Raw genomic sequence first — 16,191 nt, 5'->3', positions numbered from 1 at the left:
TCGGCTAATTCGTCGATTTCTACCAATCCGACCTTTACCTCTGTACTCTGGAAAAACGCGTTAGTGCTTTTTAATTATACATGATCGGATATGGCAGTTCTTCAAGGTCTGCTTTTTCCCGTTGTGCTTCCAACTTTTCCAGTTCTTCTTTTGTTGGACGTTCGAAAATATATTTCATGAGAACCGAAAAAATGGGGTAGTATGGATTCTTTTCTGGTAAATGGTTTAAAATACGCTGGGTGACAGCCGCCAGCCGCTTCACTAAACGCGTGTGGTCCACCTTATCACCTGTAAGTGCAAGCAGCTCATACAGCATCGGGATATAGTCGGCCAATTCATCATCAACACGTTCATAGCCTGCCTGATTCACGGCTTTTTGCAGTTTAATCAATGCTGCCCCCCTTTTTGGACTGTCACCAAATTCATGTGCTGAAAGATAAAGTCCCAACTTTTCTTTCAAATCAAACGTCGACACATAGTCTTCCTGCAAATCATGCAATGGGATACGGTAGACTGAATCTGCCACATGCCGTATTTCTTTTTTGACGGTCTCCCGCACGTCCATTTCTTCCACACAATCCATAACATCTTTTTCATCACGGCCGGTCGGATAACCGAGCAGCCGTGATGCAACCATCAATATCTCACATTGCCAGGATTTCATTTAATCCCCCTTCCCGAACGGATACGTTACCATGCCTTCAGGCGGTGCAAGATCTTCAAGACTGCATGCGCCTTGTCTGTAATGCAGATCATCGTCCATTTCCCTGCGACCGGTTGGGATGACATACCGTTCATCATACTTTGCCACACCCAACAGCCGAACCATTTCTTCAATCGTCTCAATGTCGACACCGGCTTCTTCCAACAGTTTGCTCTTTTTCAGATCATCAACGCCGCCGACATTAACGGAACGCATATGGACACGCATGGCCGTCAATTTCAGCAGCACTTTCCGGATAACACCTACATCACCTGCCGATAGCAAGGAAGCCAGATATTCAACCGGAATCCGCATTTGATCGACGGCAGGAATATAGCCGTCTGTATTCAGCTCCTCTTCATTTGTTATATGGTTCATAATCGGGCTGAGCGGCGGAACGTACCAAACCATCGGCAAAGTGCGGTATTCCGGATGAAGCGGAAGTGCAATTTTCCATTTCATCGCCATTTTATAAATCGGCGATTCCTGTGCACTCTTAATCCACTCATCATTGATGCCGGATGCCTTCGCCTCTTTCATGACCTCTGGATCAAAAGGGTCAAGAAAGCAATCAAGCTGTGCTTCGTATAAATCCTGCGGGTCTTCAACAGACGCTGCTTCTTTCACTTTGTCGGCATCGTACAACACGACACCAATGTAACGGATCTTGCCGACACACGTTTCCGAGCAAATCGTTGGCAGGCCGGCTTCCGTTCTTGGATAGCAAAAATTACATTTCTCGGCCTTATGTGTATTCCAGTTATAGTAAACTTTGTTATATGGGCAGCCATTCATACAGAAACGCCAGCCGCGGCATTCTTCCTGGTCAACCAGGACAATCCCGTCTTCATCCCGTTTGTATAATGCACCGGATGGACAAGATGCCACACAAGATGGGTTCAAGCAGTGTTCACAAATCCGCGGCAAATACATCATGAATGTTTTTTCATATTCGGTCGCAATGTGATCCTGCAGTTTTTTGACAGTCGGATCACGCTCGACAACTTCACTTCCGCCAGCGAGATCATCATCCCAGTTGGAACCCCATTCCGGTTTATCCATATAATTACCGGTAATCAGTGATTTTGGCCGTGCTACCGGCAGATTCTCAGATTTCGGGCTTTTAATCAGATTTTCGTAATCATAGGTCCACGGTTCGTAATAATCATCCATTGTCCCCATATTGGGATTATAAAAAATGTTCATCAGCTTGGTTACCGGACCACCTGCCCGTAACCGGAGCTTCCCATTTTTTAATTCCCATCCGCCTTTGTAATAATCCTGATTTTCCCATTCCTGCGGATAACCGACACCTGGTCTTGTTTCGACATTATTAAACCACATGTATTCCGTTCCCGGACGATTGGTCCATGTTGTTTTGCATGTAACCGAACATGTGTGACAGCCAATACATTTGTCCAAGTGCATAACCATCGCTACCTGTGCTTTAACTCTCAAGCCAATTGACCTCCTTCATTGGTTTGATAATCGCGATTGTGTCGCGCTGGCTTCCGGTTGGACCGTAATAGTTAAACCCATAGCTGAGCTGTGAATAACCACCGATCATGTGGGTTGGTTTTGTCGTAATCCGGGTCACACTGTTATGGGTTCCGCCACGTTTTTTCGTAACAGTCGTTCCCGGAACCCCCATTGTCCGGTCCTGGGCATGATACATATACGCCGTTCCTCTTGGCATCCGGTATGTCAGCACGACTCTTGCGGAGATCGCACCATTCCGGTTATAAACTTCAATCCAGTCGTTATCCTTAAGCCCGATTGATGCCCCGTCTTTTTCATGCATCCAGACAACCTGCCAGCCTCGGAACAGCTGTACCATTGGTGAGCTTTCAGTAAACATCGTGTGAATTCCCCATTTTTGATGCGGGGTCAGGTAGCGGACAGTAATTGATTTTTCCTGATGGTTCGGCTCTTTTTCACCTTTCACATATGGTCCTTTGTTGACCGGCGGAAGATATGTCGGCAGTCCTTCCCCGAAATCGAGCATCATTTCATGGTCAAGGTAAAAGCTTTGCCTGCCGGTCAATGTCCGCCATGGGATGTTGTATTCCGTATTGACGGTAAACGGCGAATACCTGCGCCCATCCTTTTCCAGTCCGCTCCAAACCGGTGTTGAAATCGTCTGCCGCGGCTGGGCTGTGATATCAGCCATCGTATAAGCATTTTCCTCGTGTCCTTTGGCAATTTCGGATAAGTTTTGACCTGTCTTTTTCTCGAGTGATTCCCATCCTTCCACCGCACGTCTTCCATTTGTCGCACCGGACATGAGCAGAATAGCTTCTGCGGCCTTAATGTCCGAATAAAGATCCGGATTACCTTTACCGATTCCTTCCCGTTTTGAGACGCCCAACCGGTGTTTTAACTCGTCATACACTTTATCACCGGGCAACGTAACCCCTTTCATGCCGTAGCCCTTTTTCAAGTCAGGGCCGATCGTTATCATTTTTTGATAGACATTCGGGTAATCCCGCTTAACGACAAAGAAATTAGGCATCGTTTTACCCGGAATGGCTTCAACTTCACCTTTACGCCAATCCAAAATTTTACCGCTTGGCTGGGCAATCTCATCAGTCGTGTCATGACCCAATGGTGACGTCTGTATTTCTTCCGTTTCACCCGGCAGATATTCTTCGGCCAGTTCCGAAAAAACTTTACTGATTTCACGAAAAGTATCCCAATCACTTTTGGATTCCCATGGTGGTGAGATTGCTGCATTAAACGGATGGATGAACGGATGCAGATCTGTTGTACTAATATCATATTTTTCATACCAGGTTGCAGCCGGCAGCACAATATCCGAAAAGAGGCCGGAACTGGTCATCCGGAAATCAATGCTGACAAATAAATCAGTCTTGCCTTCTGCCGCATCATCATTGACATTAACTGTTTCTGGCCGCCATGACGATTCGGACGCAGCCATGACCTGGTCATCCCCACCGATCAAATGCTTCACAAAATATTCGTGTCCTTTTCCACTGTCACCGAGCAAATTCGAACGCCAATTGAAAAACACTCTCGGGAAGTTGCGTGGATCATCCGGATTTTCCATCGACCAATCTGCTTCACCGTTTTTCAGCTTTTTGACGATGTTATCAATGATGTCCTGCTCGGTTTCAGCTCCTTTTTCTCGTGCTTCTTTGACAAGGTCAATCGAATTCTGGGAGAACTGGGGATAGGACGGCAGCCAGCCCAGCCGTGCTGCCAACGCATTGATATCAGCCGGATGCATGTCATTATATTTACCGCCCCACGCTGTATCTTTCATGACATCCCGTTCCTCATACCGATATTGATCGGTGGCAAAATAAAAGAAAGAGGTACCATTTTGCTGCCGTGGCGGGATGCCCCAGTCTTTGGCAAATGCAACCGTCTGCCAGCCTTCAACTGGACGGACTTTTTCCTGTCCGACATAATGCGCCCAGCCGCCGCCATTCACCCCTTGCGAACCAGTAAGCATTACCAGGTTCAAAATCGAACGGTAAATTTGATCACTGTGATACCAGTGATTCGTACCGCCACCCATCGCAATCATGGATTTTCCCTTTGTCCGATTGGCATTATCGGCAAATTCCCGTGCCACCTGGATCACATGCTGCTTATTCACACCGGTAATACTTTCCTGCCATGCCGGTGTGTATGGCTTCGGATCATGGTAGTCAGTCGGATAATCCCCCGGCAGACCGCGGCTGATGCCGGTATGGGCCATCATTAAATCGTAAACCGTTGTAACACGGAGCATATTGCCGTCTTTGTCCTGTATATGTTTGACAGGCACGCCGCGGCGGACAATATCACCATGTTCTTTGGCAAAATAAGGGAATTCAACTTGAATCGTTTCATCAGCCATCTGCAGGAAACTAAGTTCAGGGTTAATGACAGAACCATCATCGTTTTCCAAGTCCAGATTCCATTTGCTGCTGCCATCCCAACGGTGTCCCTGTGTCCCGTTTGGAACCGCTGTGTTATTTGTATTGAGATCCCAGACGACGGTTTTCCATTCACCGAGCTTTTCATGGGATTTGAAGTCGTCTGCATGCAAAAACCTTCCTGACCGATATTCATTGTCTTTTTGATCAATCGTAATCAGAAACGGCAGGTCGGTAAATTTCTTGGCATAATTCATAAAATATGGTGTCGGATCATCAACATAAAACTCTTTTAAAATCACATGTGTCATCGCCATCGCCAGCGCGGCATCTGTTCCCGCTCTGGCCGGCAGCCAAATATCGGCAAATTTCTCATAATCGGCGTAATCCGGGCTGACACCGACAACTTTTGTCCCGTTATAACGGGATTCGACCATAAAATGGGCATCAGGTGTTCGTGTTTGCGGCAAATTGGTGCCCCAGATGATAAAGTATTTTGTATTGTACCAGTCCGCGCTTTCCGGAACGTCAGTCTGCTCTCCCCACACTTGCGGCGATGCCGGCGGAAGATCAGCATACCAGTCGTAAAAACTGAGAATGTTGCCTCCGAGTAACGAAAGGAGTCTTGTCCCGCCTGAATAGCTGACCATTGACATGGCCGGAATTGGGCTGAATCCCGTGATACGATCCGGGCCATATTTTTTAATCGTATGTATCAATGAACTGGCAATCATGACACAGACGTCCCGCCAGTCTGCCCGGACAAATCCGCCTTTCCCGCGCGCCTTTACATACTGCTTTCGTTTTTCAGAATCAGTCGTAATATTTTTCCAGGACGTAACAGGATCATGACCGGCATCACGTTCTTCTTTCCAAAGGCGGTAAAGATCACTGCGAACATACGGATATTTCACACGAACAGGGCTGTATGTGTACCAGGAAAAACTGGCACCTCTTGGACAGCCCCTTGGTTCATATTCCGGAAAATCGGCACCGTTTGTCGGATAATCCGTCTGCTGTGTTTCCGAGGTGATAATCCCGTCTTTGACATATATTTTCCAGCTGCATGAGCCGGTACAGTTCACACCATGTGTCGACCGGACAACTTTATCATGCGCCCATCTATTCCTGTACACTTGCTCCCAGTGCCGCTGTCTTGGACTTTCTTCCGTCCAGCCATCATTGATACGTTTTCCAGGTTTCAGAAATTTTAAATGCTGAAATAATTTATTTTTACTGTCTTCCATCTGCATCACCATTTTCCGGCATATTCTCGAGCGGATTAAAACGTTCGCCGACGATTTTGAACGTGCCTTTCCCTTCTTCCAGTTCTTCCAGAAATGTCTTGAAATCCGGTGCATTTGCCCCGACTAAAATTAATCGTTCAATCGTTTCAAAATCATCTAATTGATAAATCGCTTCAATGACTTCAGGCTCAAGCGATTCGAACCGCATTTTTAAAAGTCCGATTAAATCTTCACGGTCCTCTTCAATCGCGGCTTCCCGTTGGTACTGAAACATTCAATTCCCTCGCTTTCTAAAAGCAGTTCAAAAAGTCCGGTAAATGACATGTTGAATTGCCTGCCCCACAAGAGGCTGCGAACTTTGCCAACCGAGCCTTTTTATCCTTTTGGAACATGTACTTCTATGGTTTGACCATTTTAAAATAATCTGCTACAAGTGTTTCTTTACATTTTTCCTTGATTTCTTCGCAAAATTCTTTAAATGTATTATCGGGTTCACTTAGCGATTTTTCTGAAACTGTACGCGTCACTTCCCATGTAAATCGCTCACCAAAACAGACGTATATTTCCACAGAGGAATCAATTTTTCTGGCGGTCATTTGCACATCAAACGAATGGATATTGTTCTCCTTCAACTTATCGATCAAATAATTGTAAACATTAGGATACATGATCCTTAATAATCGTCTTCTCTTCTGTGCTGTTGTCGTATTTATTTCCACCCGATCACCTCCAGTCTTTGCTAGTGTTCCGGTAAAATCTTTTCTTCTTCCAGATTGTGCAGCTCATCCACCAGTATCAAAGCCTGAAATCGTTGTAATACATCGTATCCGACACCATGACGCTCCAACATTTCTTTAATGTCGTTTACAATGTTTCGCATCAAATTATGATCCCTTGTTAATGCAACAACGTTATCCTTTAATTCCGGAGATGTTTCAGCGATTTCTTTATATAGGCTTCGTTCCTCTGCATCGGCGTGGGCAAGTGTACGCGTTTCCCAATGTTCCACAATAATGTAAGCGGTTTCTAAAGCGTTATCTGTTTCCCTCCCTTTTAACAGATTCCCTAATATATTTGTCAGCTCCCTGGCCTCCTGTAATGCTGCTTCATGGATGGATGCATGACTTTCGGTCTTTCTGAGTGCAGGTCCTGCCATTTGATCACTCTCCTTGTTACCTAATATTACCTGTAATGATTCATACTATACTGGAAAACCAGTATATTTTTTCCATTGATAATAAGTACTGGATTTACAGGAAGGAACTGTGATGATTGGATTTTTATGTTATGGCCTTCATCGGGGGAAAAATCATAATCAGCTATCATGATTCGATTACCTCCAACATATATTTCCGGTAAGTGCTCTTAGACAACCTTAAGCCGGAAATAAGAAGGAGGGTTCAGGTGAGTATTTTTGAGCTGATCACGATTTTTGAAATGGAGCGGAACCAGCCACCGGAATCGATTAATGCCCTGTTGGATTTTTATCAGCAAAAATACATCACTGGTGAAATAGACATAAACGACTATCGGAAAATTTATCATTACTTGTATCGGCAAGGCGCTATTTCAGCCCATGAATACGTATAAAAAACGGAAAGCTGTGCATTACGCATCAGCTTCCCGCTTTTTTTGCTTTCTGGATAAATAAATAACACCTGCGACAAAAAGGATAAAAACAATTACAATCGGAATAATCATTGCCCAATTCAGACCGGTATCTTCTTCAATAACATAAACTTCAGCCGTCTCGCGCGGCAGACCAATCTGGAATTTTCCATTTTCATTTTCTTTTACCAGATTATCACCGAGTAAGCCATTCAGCCGTTTCCCGGATTCAATGCCATCGATTGAGACAGCTTGTGATTCCGTATCATTATTAATGGCAATGTACACAGATTCGCCTTCATAGGACCGCTTAAATAAACTCATCGCACCACTGGAATCAACCAATTTATAATCGCCATACTGCAATGCCGGGAATTGGGATCGGAGTGCTGCAATCCGGTTAATGAATTTCTGTAAATCTTCATCCGAAATATTCCACTCTACTAATTTCTGATTAGCAGGAAAACCGGCACCGCTCATCGGAATTTCTGACCCCTGATAAATCATCGGTGTGCCGGGAGCCGTATATAAATAGGTTAATGCCAATTTCCATGCTGTTAATTTATCCCGCCCATTCTCCAGAAATTTTTGAGTGAATCGTTTCGTATATGGATTATCCAGATAGTTCATCCCTTCCTGTTCACCACTGCTCTTCCACGCTTCATGAATGTGTGTCAGCGGTGTGCCGGCATTCGCAAACACATCAGTCATTGACTCATACAATGCATGATTTTCAACTGCTTGTATAGCTGTATTGTCAGTCAGATCGCCGGTATATGATTCATTATCCAAAATATTGCCCAGCAAATAAAAATCCGGGTTTTGATTGCGGATATGTGCTGTCAATTCATCTAAAAATTTCTTGTTGGCCTGATCGGCTGCGTGAAATTGATAGCCGTCTATACCGGCTTCATCGATCCAGTAATCAGCCACGTCTTGTATAAATCGCTGTACTTCTGTATTTGTCTGATCCAGCATGACTGTTTCTTCCTGCCACTCATACGTCTGTTCAGCATCATGTTCGCTTATCCAGCCACGTTTATCCGGATCGTCTGTCATGGGGTGGGTCGTGGAAACATAGTTCGTCACAAATTCCAATACAATTTTCATATCACGCTGGTGGGCTTCTTCCACAAGTTCCTTCAGATCATCCATCGTGCCAAATTGCTCGTCCACCTGATAGAAATCTTCAATCCAGTAGCCGTGATAACCGCTCGGCGCATTTTCCATAATCGGTGATAAAACCAGGGTCGTATATCCCAATTCCTTTAAATGATCAAGCTGGTCGATGATCCCCTGCAAGTCGCCCCCGTGGTAAGCATACGGATCATCGAGGTTTATCTGTTCATCTTGTGAGGTATCACCATTATTGAAGCGGTCAACCAATATATCGTAAACAATCTCACCAGTCAGTGCCGCTTCCTGTTCAGCTGCCGAAACCGATTGTGACAAACCGGAAAAAAGCGACAGAATAAGTATGATCAATAATAAGCGTTTCATATGTGCGCTCCTTCATCCAAAATATCATTCTCCTCTATTATTAACGACATACATCTGCAGTCAATGGTAAAGGCCTATTTGTCGAAAATCCTTCATAATCTCCCGGAATCCTTTTATAACCAAGTTTAATCAAATTTGGTCTTAACTTACAATAATCTTCTTATCTGTTACCCCTTCTCACTCCTATAATCGAAGGCAGCAGGCAAAAAGGGGGCATGAATTTTTTAAAAAATCACGCCCCCTTTTTGTGATTTCTTTCGATTATAGATATGAAAGAAGGTTCGTACGTCACGAACCACCAGTGCAGGTTGTGCTTCCCGTGACAGGAAAACACTGAAGTCCTGGGAAACCCACTTTCAGCTTAATTGGCTTTGATCAGCAGATAGATAAAATACGGCGCACTGAGAATGGAAACAACGACCCCAACCGGTATTTCCATTGGTGCCAATACATTTTTTCCGATCATATCAGCTACCATCAAAAGCAGCGCACCAATCAGCGCTGATATTGGAATGGTATATTGGTGCATCGGGCCGATAATCTTTCGTGCCAAATGCGGTACAACAAGTCCTAGAAACGCGATGGCACCACCAGCCGCAACACTCGCCCCGGCCAGCGCAACAGCGATCAGTAATAGCAGAAGACGGTTACCTTCAACTTTTGAACCAAGTCCTGCTGCTATATCGTCACCGAGATTTAATACGTTAAGTGCATTTGCTTTTACAAGCGCAATGGGAATGAGTATCAGTATCCATGGCAATAGCGATAGGACAAAGGGCCAGCTGGCACTCCAAATATCACCGGACAGCCAAACTGTTGCCTGCCGGAAATCCTGTGGGTTCATTTTCAGCTGGAGGGTAATCAATGCCGCACTAAAGCCAGCATTGACACCAATTCCCACAAGAACGAGCCGTATTGGATTGACCCCGTTTTTCCATGCCAGGGTATAGACAAGAAATGCTGCCAATAAGGCTCCGAGTAACGCAAATAAAGGCATCACAAAAACGGAAAAATTGCCCAGTGAATCCTGGATAAAGAATATAAACAATACAACAGCAAATCCGGCTCCGGTATTAATGCCTAAAATACCCGGCTCTGCCAGCTCATTTTGGGTCACGCCCTGCAGGATAGCGCCGGAAACCGCAAGTCCGGCACCTACAAGCAATGCCAGCGCGATACGCGGCAGCCGAAAATCCAACAATACAAGTTCCTGTCTGCCGGTCCCCTGTCCAATGAGTGTCTGGATCACCTCCAAAGGCGATATGGACACAACACCTGAAGCCAATGTTATGAAAAACATGACCACAATCAGCACGATCAGCAATACGGTGACAGATACAAATCTTCCTGTCCGATGTTTTTGCATCTGATTCATGATTGACCACCCCCGCCACGTGCAAGATAAAAAAAGAACGGGACGCCAATCAGCGATGTAATAGCGCCTACCGGGGTTTCAAACGGTGCGTTGACCAGCCTTGAAACGATATCGGACAATACGAGCAACAGTGCACCGAACAATGCGGATACAGGAATAATCCAGCGGTAATCCGTCCCCATTATAAATCGTGTAATATGCGGAATAATAAGGCCAAGGAAACCAATGGCACCCCCTACTGATACAGCCGCTCCGGTCAATATGAGGACTGCCAGAATACTAAAAGCTTTTAATAGGGCGTTATTTTGCCCAAGCCCTGCTGCCACATCCTCACCTAAATTAAGGACGGTAATGGATTTGGAAATCATGAATGCGATGACCATCCCGGCAGCACCGGAAATGAGGAGAACTTTATTTGACGTCCAGTCGACACCTGCTAGTCCGCCGGCCTGCCAGAAACCCAGCTGCTTTTCCAGCTGAAAATAGAGTGCAATAACCGATGAAACCGACGTCAATAAGGTACCAATTGCAACACCGGCGAGCGCAAGTTTAACCGGTGTCAGGCCGCTTTTCGAAAATGAACCAACCATAAAAACCAGTACAACAGCCATACCGGCACCGGCAAATGAAGCGAACGTCATAGTAAGACTGGATGCCGCCGGGAAAAAAGCCATTGTGATAACAAGGGCAAATGCTGCACCTTGTGTAACCCCCATAATGGACGGCGATGCCAGCGGGTTGCGCGTCATCCCCTGCATAATCGCACCAGATACGGCCAAAAAGCCGCCAACCATCGCCGCAGCCGTTGCCCTGGGCAGCCGCAACTCCTGAATGACTTGATGGGATGTAAGATTTTCATTGAAATGAACAACTGCCTGCCAAACCGTTGACAGATTAATATCAACTGCCCCAAAGGCAACCGAAACACCTATTGAAACAGCCAATGCACATATCACTAATATAATGATGGCTATTTTCAATAGTTTGGATTGCTGAATAATCGATAGCATAATATACTCCTGTCAAAACCAATTGATCCATATTAAATTATAATTGTTTTATAGCGTAGACTGCAATCATAAATTGACAGCATAATTGAAAATGATTATCATTACCGTCAGGAACGTCATTTTAACATAAAGGAGTTTTACATATGCGTAAGCTGAACAGATCTTACAGCCTGGTCATTGCTCTCTTAATCGCTTTAATACTTTTAATAACCTCATGCGGCGGCAATGATTCGGATGAAGAATCGTCTTCCGGTGAACAGATCAATAGTCAGTCATCCGACGTGACACTGGACAGTGAAATGGGTGAAGTTACCATCCCCGCTGATGTCGAGCGTATCATTGCACCCTACCATGAAGATGCACTGCTTGCTTTAGACGTTACACCAGCAGCGAAATGGGCAATCGGTGAAACGGTACAGGATTACCTTACTGATGAGCTGCAGGATGTCCCAAAAATTGAATGGAACCTTCCACTGGAACAGGTCCTGAACCATGAGCCGGATTTAATCATTCTGGAAAATGCGATGGACAGTTATGAAGGCTCGTACGAAGACTATCAAAAAATCGCCACAACCTATGTCATGACTGAGGAAACGACAAATAGCTGGCGCGAGCAGATCGAAACATTTGGTGAAATGCTTGGCAAGGAAGCCAAAGCTGAAGAAGTACTGAATCAATATGACGAAAAAGTTGCAGATGCAAAAGAAATACTGAGCAATACAATCGGAGAAGAAACTGTTGCACTGATCTGGGCACAAGGTGATCAATTCTATCTGTTTGAACATAATCGGCACAGTGCAGAAGTGCTCTATTCCCAACTTGGTGTTAATCAGCCTGAATTAGTTAACGAACTCGGTGAAGCCCAGCCGCAGTGGAATCCGATTTCCCTTGAAAAGCTTTCCGAATTAAAAGCAGACCATGTATTCCTGTTGGCCGAGGAGAATGAACAGGGGCTAGAGACACTTGATAACAGTTCTGTCTGGCAAAACACACCCGCTGCTCAAAACGGCAATGTCTATACCATGAATGATCCAAGTCACTGGACAAACAAGGGCCTGATTGCATTTGAACAAATAATTGATGACATCCTTGAAACGCTGACTGAATAGTAGTGGTGTCATAACCATAATCGAATTAAATCGGAGGCGTTCTAAAACGTCCTCCTCGCATGCTCAGCGTATCGGCTGCCACCCCGCAAAAAAGTGTCATGAAATTATATGAGGATTTATGGCACTTTTTGTATTATCAGCATTTGTGACAATTTGAGCGAAGTAATTGTGAACTTGAGCCGAATTGCTGTGAATTTGAGCCGATTACGTGACAATTTGAGCTAAAAAAGACTTCCCCCTCGGAGAAGTCTCTGCTCGCTGTATAGCCTATGGCAAGAATCCTAAACCTAACCTGCCAAAACCTAAAATCAGTGTCAGCAAAACCGCAATGACAAGCTGAATCCACCAGCTTTTTGTTGGCTCTTCCCGCCCTGATTTCAGGCTGATCATTTCCATAGCAAAAATTGCCCATATGCCCGCAAGTCCTTTAAAAATTGCCTCTCCCATTTGCGGGCCATTAAAATAGGCTGCAAGCAATTCACCGCCGGAATATAAAATCAATAAGTAGTCCAGCCGCAGAATCATTTGGACAATTTTAGCACCCTTTGCCTTACCTGATTTATGTAATGCAATCACGACAACAAAAAGGATAAATGCCAGAACCCATGCCGTCACATGCAAATGTGTATTCATTTTTGTATCGTTCCTCCTTAAAACATATTATTTCCTATTGACAGGTTATCTATATTCATAATACCTATCTTAACATGTCCTATCAGGAAAAGCATTTGAAAATTAATTGAACAGTTCTGGAAGTAAAATAACTCAAAAACTGTTATACTAAGCACAATAAGCTTTTTACTTGGAGGGATAATATGGCGAAAACAAGTCAGGAAATTATCGATCAGACGCAGGAATATGGTGCCAAAAACTATCACCCGCTGCCTATTGTCATAAACAAAGCTGAAGGCGTATGGGTTGAGGATCCGGAGGGCAACCGCTATATGGATATGCTGAGTTCATACTCCGCATTAAACCAGGGCCACCGTCACCCAAAAATCATCGATGCACTGAAAAAACAAGCAGATGCTGTCACCTTAACCTCCCGTGCATTTCACAACGATCAACTTGGTCCTTGGTATGAAAAAATCTGCAAACTGACGAACAAAGACATGACACTTCCGATGAATACCGGAGCAGAAGCTGTTGAAACGGCCATAAAGGCCGCACGCCGCTGGGCATATGATGTTAAGAGTGTACCAGAAGGCAAGGCCGAAATCATCGCGGCTGAAGGCAACTTCCACGGCCGTACTATGACAGCCGTATCACTGTCTTCAGAAGCAGCGTACCAACGCGGATTTGGCCCGCTGCTTCCCGGGATAAAAACAATCCCATATGGTGATATCGATGCATTAAAAGAAGCCATCAACGAAAACACAGCCGCCTTTTTATTTGAGCCGATCCAAGGTGAAGCCGGCATCAACATCCCCCCTGAAGGATTTTTGAAAGAGGCTTATGATGTCTGTGCTGAAAATAATGTTTTATACATGGCCGATGAAATTCAGGCAGGACTTGGACGATCCGGCAAAATGTTCGCCTGTGACTGGGAAGGTGTCACACCGGATGTCCTGATTTTGGGTAAAGCATTGGGCGGTGGCGTATTCCCAATTTCCTGTGTTGTCGCCAATAAAGATATTCTTGGTGTTTTCAATCCAGGATCACACGGCTCAACTTTCGGCGGAAATCCACTGGCATGTGCTGTCTCAACAGCAGCACTGGAAGTCCTTGAGGAAGAGAACTTGGCGGACCGTTCACTGGAACTTGGAAATTATATGATGGAAGAACTTCGGAAAATCAGCAACCCGAAAATTAAAGAAATACGCGGCAAAGGTTTGTTCATCGGCGTTGAAATGACCGAAGCTGCACGGCCTTATTGTGAAGAACTGAAAGAAAAAGGACTTTTGTGCAAGGAAACACATGAGAATGTTATCCGTTTTGCACCACCGCTTGTCATCGAAAAAGCAGATCTTGAATGGGCAATTGACCGGATTAAAGAAGTATTAGAAGCGTAATGGAAGGCTGCTCCATCGGTGGGCAGCCTTTTATAAACTTAACGTTTATGGCGCTTCTGCATAAACTACTCGTTCTCTGTTTCACGCAATGGCTGTTTCTGTTTATATGTGAGGCTCCGCCAAAGCCATTCAAGCGGGCCGTACCGGTATTTGGCGAGCCACCATTTGCTGACAAAAACCTGCAAGGTATAAACCAGTGCAACAATCCCCATCGCTTCAATCGGTCTAACCGATCCATACAATCCAAAACCAACACCATAAAACAGTATAAAACAGATTAACGATTGTAAGATATAGTTACTCAGTGACATTCGCCCAACAAAGCTGAACGGCTTCAGTAATTTTTTACCGAAAATGGATTGAGCTGACAGTGTGATTGAAAATAAGTAAAACAATGCCGAGGCAGCGCCGCCAACATTATCCTGTGTATACGAAAACCATTCCGGATTCCCGTTTAAATATGGCCCCATTTTCAAAGCAATAAATACAATCAGACTGACTACCCAGGCAGCCCAAAGCCTTTTCCGGTGTTGCGAAGGATTGTGAAGCCATCGCTTCCTGGCCAAATACATCCCGATTAAAAACAACGGCAGTAACGTCGTTCCGAGAAGCACATAAGAGAAGATACTGTTAGCATACAACCAGTCATTCAAATTCTGGTCCAAAATGACAAACCAGTCATTGCTTGCATAATACGTTTCGGCACGATGAATGCCAGACGTATTAGCACCACCAAGAAAAGCTCTCACATTATATAACATGACCGTATACAGAAAGACGCTCGAGCCAAGTATCAACGTACCCCACAGCAGAATTGCACGGTCACTCCGATAAATGAATGCCATGAAAAATAACCCGATAATCCCGTATGACAGTAATATATCACCATGCCAGATCAAAAATGCATGGATCATGCCAAACATCATTAATATGATAAGCCGGCGGAATAAAAACGGGCTGACTGCAATTCCTTTTGTTATCAGACGTTCTTTTAAAATCTGGAGGCCAAAGCCAAAAAGAAGCGAAAACAGCGTATAGAAACTCGCCTGAAAGAAAATATCAATCATCACATGTGTGAATTGGTCAATAGCCTGAGACCATGCATCCTTTTCCCCACCATATAAAAAATACGGTGCTGAGAATGCACCAATATTGACAACAAAAATTCCCAAAATCGCAAATCCTCTGGCCGCATCAATCCACATCATGCGTTCAGATTTTTGTAATGGCTCAGCAGTATTCATCGGTATTCCGATCCTTTCATCAAATCAGGTATCCCCCCACATGTTCGACACATACGATTATATCTCCTGCCCAGTTACACAAATCCGAATGCATACATAAAATACAGGGAAGGAGGACGTTGTGATGCCGGCAAAAGTAGGTGCCGTAAAAGTCAATAACATAGGCAACTCAAGCATCTTTAACATCGGGGATGTCTATACCATGAATCCGGAAAGCACTGCAAAAACCTATGCTGGCGGCGGTTCTTTCATCACCGGTGACGGAACACGCATCAGACTTGGGCAATCGGCGACATATGTGACCGACAGCGACAAAATGGATCAAAATATAACGTCATAACGGGGTGTGTCGTATGAATTTAATCATTCATCAATCGATTTCTATCCATTTTATCAAAATTGAAGCCATAACAAATTCATCTGTTTTTCAGATAGGCAGCACCGGAAGTATCCAGGCCCAATCGGATATTCATAACACAGGCGGTTTCACTGAAGCAGC

The 16,191-nt window shown here is 44.7% G+C and carries 16 protein-coding genes; 5 read left to right on the top strand and 11 right to left on the bottom strand.

Annotation, left to right across the window (positions count from 1 at the left end; genetic code table 11):
* Nucleotides 1-70: 70 nt before the first annotated feature.
* The 6 genes from VK097_RS04540 to VK097_RS04515 form a co-directional block, all read right to left on the bottom strand.
* Nucleotides 71-664 (bottom strand): nitrate reductase molybdenum cofactor assembly chaperone, encoded by a 594-nt coding sequence (locus VK097_RS04540; protein WP_324210617.1) that lies wholly within the window; start codon nucleotides 662-664, stop codon nucleotides 71-73.
* Entirely contained in the window at nucleotides 665-2,161 is a 1,497-nt protein-coding gene (gene narH / locus VK097_RS04535; protein ID WP_324210616.1) for a nitrate reductase subunit beta, read from the bottom strand. It abuts the gene before it with no gap.
* Complete coding sequence (locus VK097_RS04530) at nucleotides 2,151-5,834, bottom strand: nitrate reductase subunit alpha (protein ID WP_324210615.1); 3,684 nt, start codon at nucleotides 5,832-5,834, stop codon at nucleotides 2,151-2,153. Before VK097_RS04530 ends, narH begins: the two co-directional genes overlap by 11 nt.
* A complete protein-coding gene (locus tag VK097_RS04525) occupies nucleotides 5,821-6,108 on the bottom strand; it encodes a hypothetical protein (RefSeq protein ID WP_324210614.1) in 288 nt (95 codons plus the stop codon). Before VK097_RS04525 ends, VK097_RS04530 begins: the two co-directional genes overlap by 14 nt.
* Before the next feature lie 124 nt (nucleotides 6,109-6,232).
* Nucleotides 6,233-6,553 (bottom strand): hypothetical protein, encoded by a 321-nt coding sequence (locus tag VK097_RS04520; RefSeq protein ID WP_324210613.1) that lies wholly within the window; start codon nucleotides 6,551-6,553, stop codon nucleotides 6,233-6,235.
* Nucleotides 6,554-6,573: 20 nt separating this feature from the next.
* The gene (locus VK097_RS04515) at nucleotides 6,574-6,990 is read right to left on the bottom strand and encodes a hemerythrin domain-containing protein (RefSeq protein WP_324210612.1); all 417 of its coding nucleotides are present in this window, start codon (nucleotides 6,988-6,990) and stop codon (nucleotides 6,574-6,576) included.
* 248 nt (nucleotides 6,991-7,238) lie between these two features.
* On the opposite strand from VK097_RS04515, the gene yppF reads away from it, so the two are divergent.
* Complete coding sequence (gene yppF, locus VK097_RS04510) at nucleotides 7,239-7,424, top strand: YppF family protein (protein ID WP_324210611.1); 186 nt, start codon at nucleotides 7,239-7,241, stop codon at nucleotides 7,422-7,424.
* An 18-nt stretch (nucleotides 7,425-7,442) separates the two neighbouring features.
* Here yppF and VK097_RS04505 read toward each other — a convergent pair whose 3' ends face one another.
* From VK097_RS04505 to VK097_RS04495, 3 genes are all read right to left on the bottom strand, one after another.
* Nucleotides 7,443-8,942, bottom strand: coding sequence for an alpha-amylase family glycosyl hydrolase (locus VK097_RS04505; RefSeq protein WP_324210610.1), 1,500 nt, complete (start codon nucleotides 8,940-8,942; stop codon nucleotides 7,443-7,445).
* 361 nt (nucleotides 8,943-9,303) lie between these two features.
* On the bottom strand, nucleotides 9,304-10,317 hold the full coding sequence (locus VK097_RS04500; RefSeq protein ID WP_324210609.1) for a FecCD family ABC transporter permease: 1,014 nt from the start codon (nucleotides 10,315-10,317) through the stop codon (nucleotides 9,304-9,306).
* Nucleotides 10,314-11,327, bottom strand: a complete 1,014-nt coding sequence (locus VK097_RS04495) for a FecCD family ABC transporter permease (RefSeq protein WP_324210608.1) — start codon at nucleotides 11,325-11,327, stop codon at nucleotides 10,314-10,316. The genes VK097_RS04500 and VK097_RS04495 overlap by 4 nt, the downstream gene beginning before the upstream one ends.
* Nucleotides 11,328-11,470: 143 nt before the next feature.
* On the opposite strand from VK097_RS04495, the gene VK097_RS04490 reads away from it, so the two are divergent.
* Entirely contained in the window at nucleotides 11,471-12,436 is a 966-nt protein-coding gene (locus tag VK097_RS04490; protein WP_324210607.1) for an iron-hydroxamate ABC transporter substrate-binding protein, read from the top strand.
* 267 nt (nucleotides 12,437-12,703) lie between these two features.
* On the opposite strand, the gene VK097_RS04485 is transcribed toward VK097_RS04490, so the two are convergent.
* Nucleotides 12,704-13,069, bottom strand: coding sequence for a YisL family protein (locus VK097_RS04485; RefSeq protein ID WP_324210606.1), 366 nt, complete (start codon nucleotides 13,067-13,069; stop codon nucleotides 12,704-12,706).
* A gap of 182 nt (nucleotides 13,070-13,251) precedes the next feature.
* On the opposite strand from VK097_RS04485, the gene VK097_RS04480 reads away from it, so the two are divergent.
* Nucleotides 13,252-14,448 carry an ornithine--oxo-acid transaminase gene (locus VK097_RS04480; RefSeq protein WP_324210605.1) on the top strand — a complete coding sequence of 399 codons (1,197 nt, stop codon included), beginning with the start codon at nucleotides 13,252-13,254 and terminating at the stop codon, nucleotides 14,446-14,448.
* 65 nt (nucleotides 14,449-14,513) lie between these two features.
* Here VK097_RS04480 and VK097_RS04475 read toward each other — a convergent pair whose 3' ends face one another.
* On the bottom strand, nucleotides 14,514-15,692 hold the full coding sequence (locus tag VK097_RS04475) for a DUF418 domain-containing protein (protein WP_324210604.1): 1,179 nt from the start codon (nucleotides 15,690-15,692) through the stop codon (nucleotides 14,514-14,516).
* A 124-nt stretch (nucleotides 15,693-15,816) separates the two neighbouring features.
* On the opposite strand from VK097_RS04475, the gene VK097_RS04470 reads away from it, so the two are divergent.
* Both VK097_RS04470 and VK097_RS04465 read left to right on the top strand, forming a co-directional pair.
* Nucleotides 15,817-16,032, top strand: coding sequence for a spore germination protein (locus tag VK097_RS04470; RefSeq protein WP_324210603.1), 216 nt, complete (start codon nucleotides 15,817-15,819; stop codon nucleotides 16,030-16,032).
* Nucleotides 16,033-16,045: 13 nt separating this feature from the next.
* Nucleotides 16,046-16,191, top strand: a 146-nt coding sequence (locus tag VK097_RS04465; protein WP_324210686.1) for a spore germination protein GerPB, incomplete at its 3' end; no start/stop codon positions are given.

Origin of the sequence: Lentibacillus sp. (assembly GCF_035301675.1) — a bacterium.
Taxonomy (GTDB): domain Bacteria; phylum Bacillota; class Bacilli; order Bacillales; family Amphibacillaceae; genus Lentibacillus.
Note: the sequence above shows the minus strand (reverse complement) of the source record. Positions and strands in the feature narration are given on the sequence as shown.

Coding starts and splice junctions, on each gene's coding strand:
- VK097_RS04505 (WP_324210610.1), bottom strand. CDS start 8,942: ATGAAACGCTTATTATTGATCATACTTATTCTGTCGCTTTTTTCCGGT.
- VK097_RS04475 (WP_324210604.1), bottom strand. CDS start 15,692: ATGAATACTGCTGAGCCATTACAAAAATCTGAACGCATGATGTGGATT.
- VK097_RS04540 (WP_324210617.1), bottom strand. CDS start 664: ATGAAATCCTGGCAATGTGAGATATTGATGGTTGCATCACGGCTGCTC.
- VK097_RS04480 (WP_324210605.1), top strand. CDS start 13,252: ATGGCGAAAACAAGTCAGGAAATTATCGATCAGACGCAGGAATATGGT.
- VK097_RS04500 (WP_324210609.1), bottom strand. CDS start 10,317: ATGAATCAGATGCAAAAACATCGGACAGGAAGATTTGTATCTGTCACC.
- VK097_RS04530 (WP_324210615.1), bottom strand. CDS start 5,834: ATGGAAGACAGTAAAAATAAATTATTTCAGCATTTAAAATTTCTGAAA.
- VK097_RS04490 (WP_324210607.1), top strand. CDS start 11,471: ATGCGTAAGCTGAACAGATCTTACAGCCTGGTCATTGCTCTCTTAATC.
- VK097_RS04525 (WP_324210614.1), bottom strand. CDS start 6,108: ATGTTTCAGTACCAACGGGAAGCCGCGATTGAAGAGGACCGTGAAGAT.
- VK097_RS04495 (WP_324210608.1), bottom strand. CDS start 11,327: ATGCTATCGATTATTCAGCAATCCAAACTATTGAAAATAGCCATCATT.
- VK097_RS04515 (WP_324210612.1), bottom strand. CDS start 6,990: ATGGCAGGACCTGCACTCAGAAAGACCGAAAGTCATGCATCCATCCAT.
- VK097_RS04470 (WP_324210603.1), top strand. CDS start 15,817: ATGCCGGCAAAAGTAGGTGCCGTAAAAGTCAATAACATAGGCAACTCA.
- VK097_RS04485 (WP_324210606.1), bottom strand. CDS start 13,069: ATGAATACACATTTGCATGTGACGGCATGGGTTCTGGCATTTATCCTT.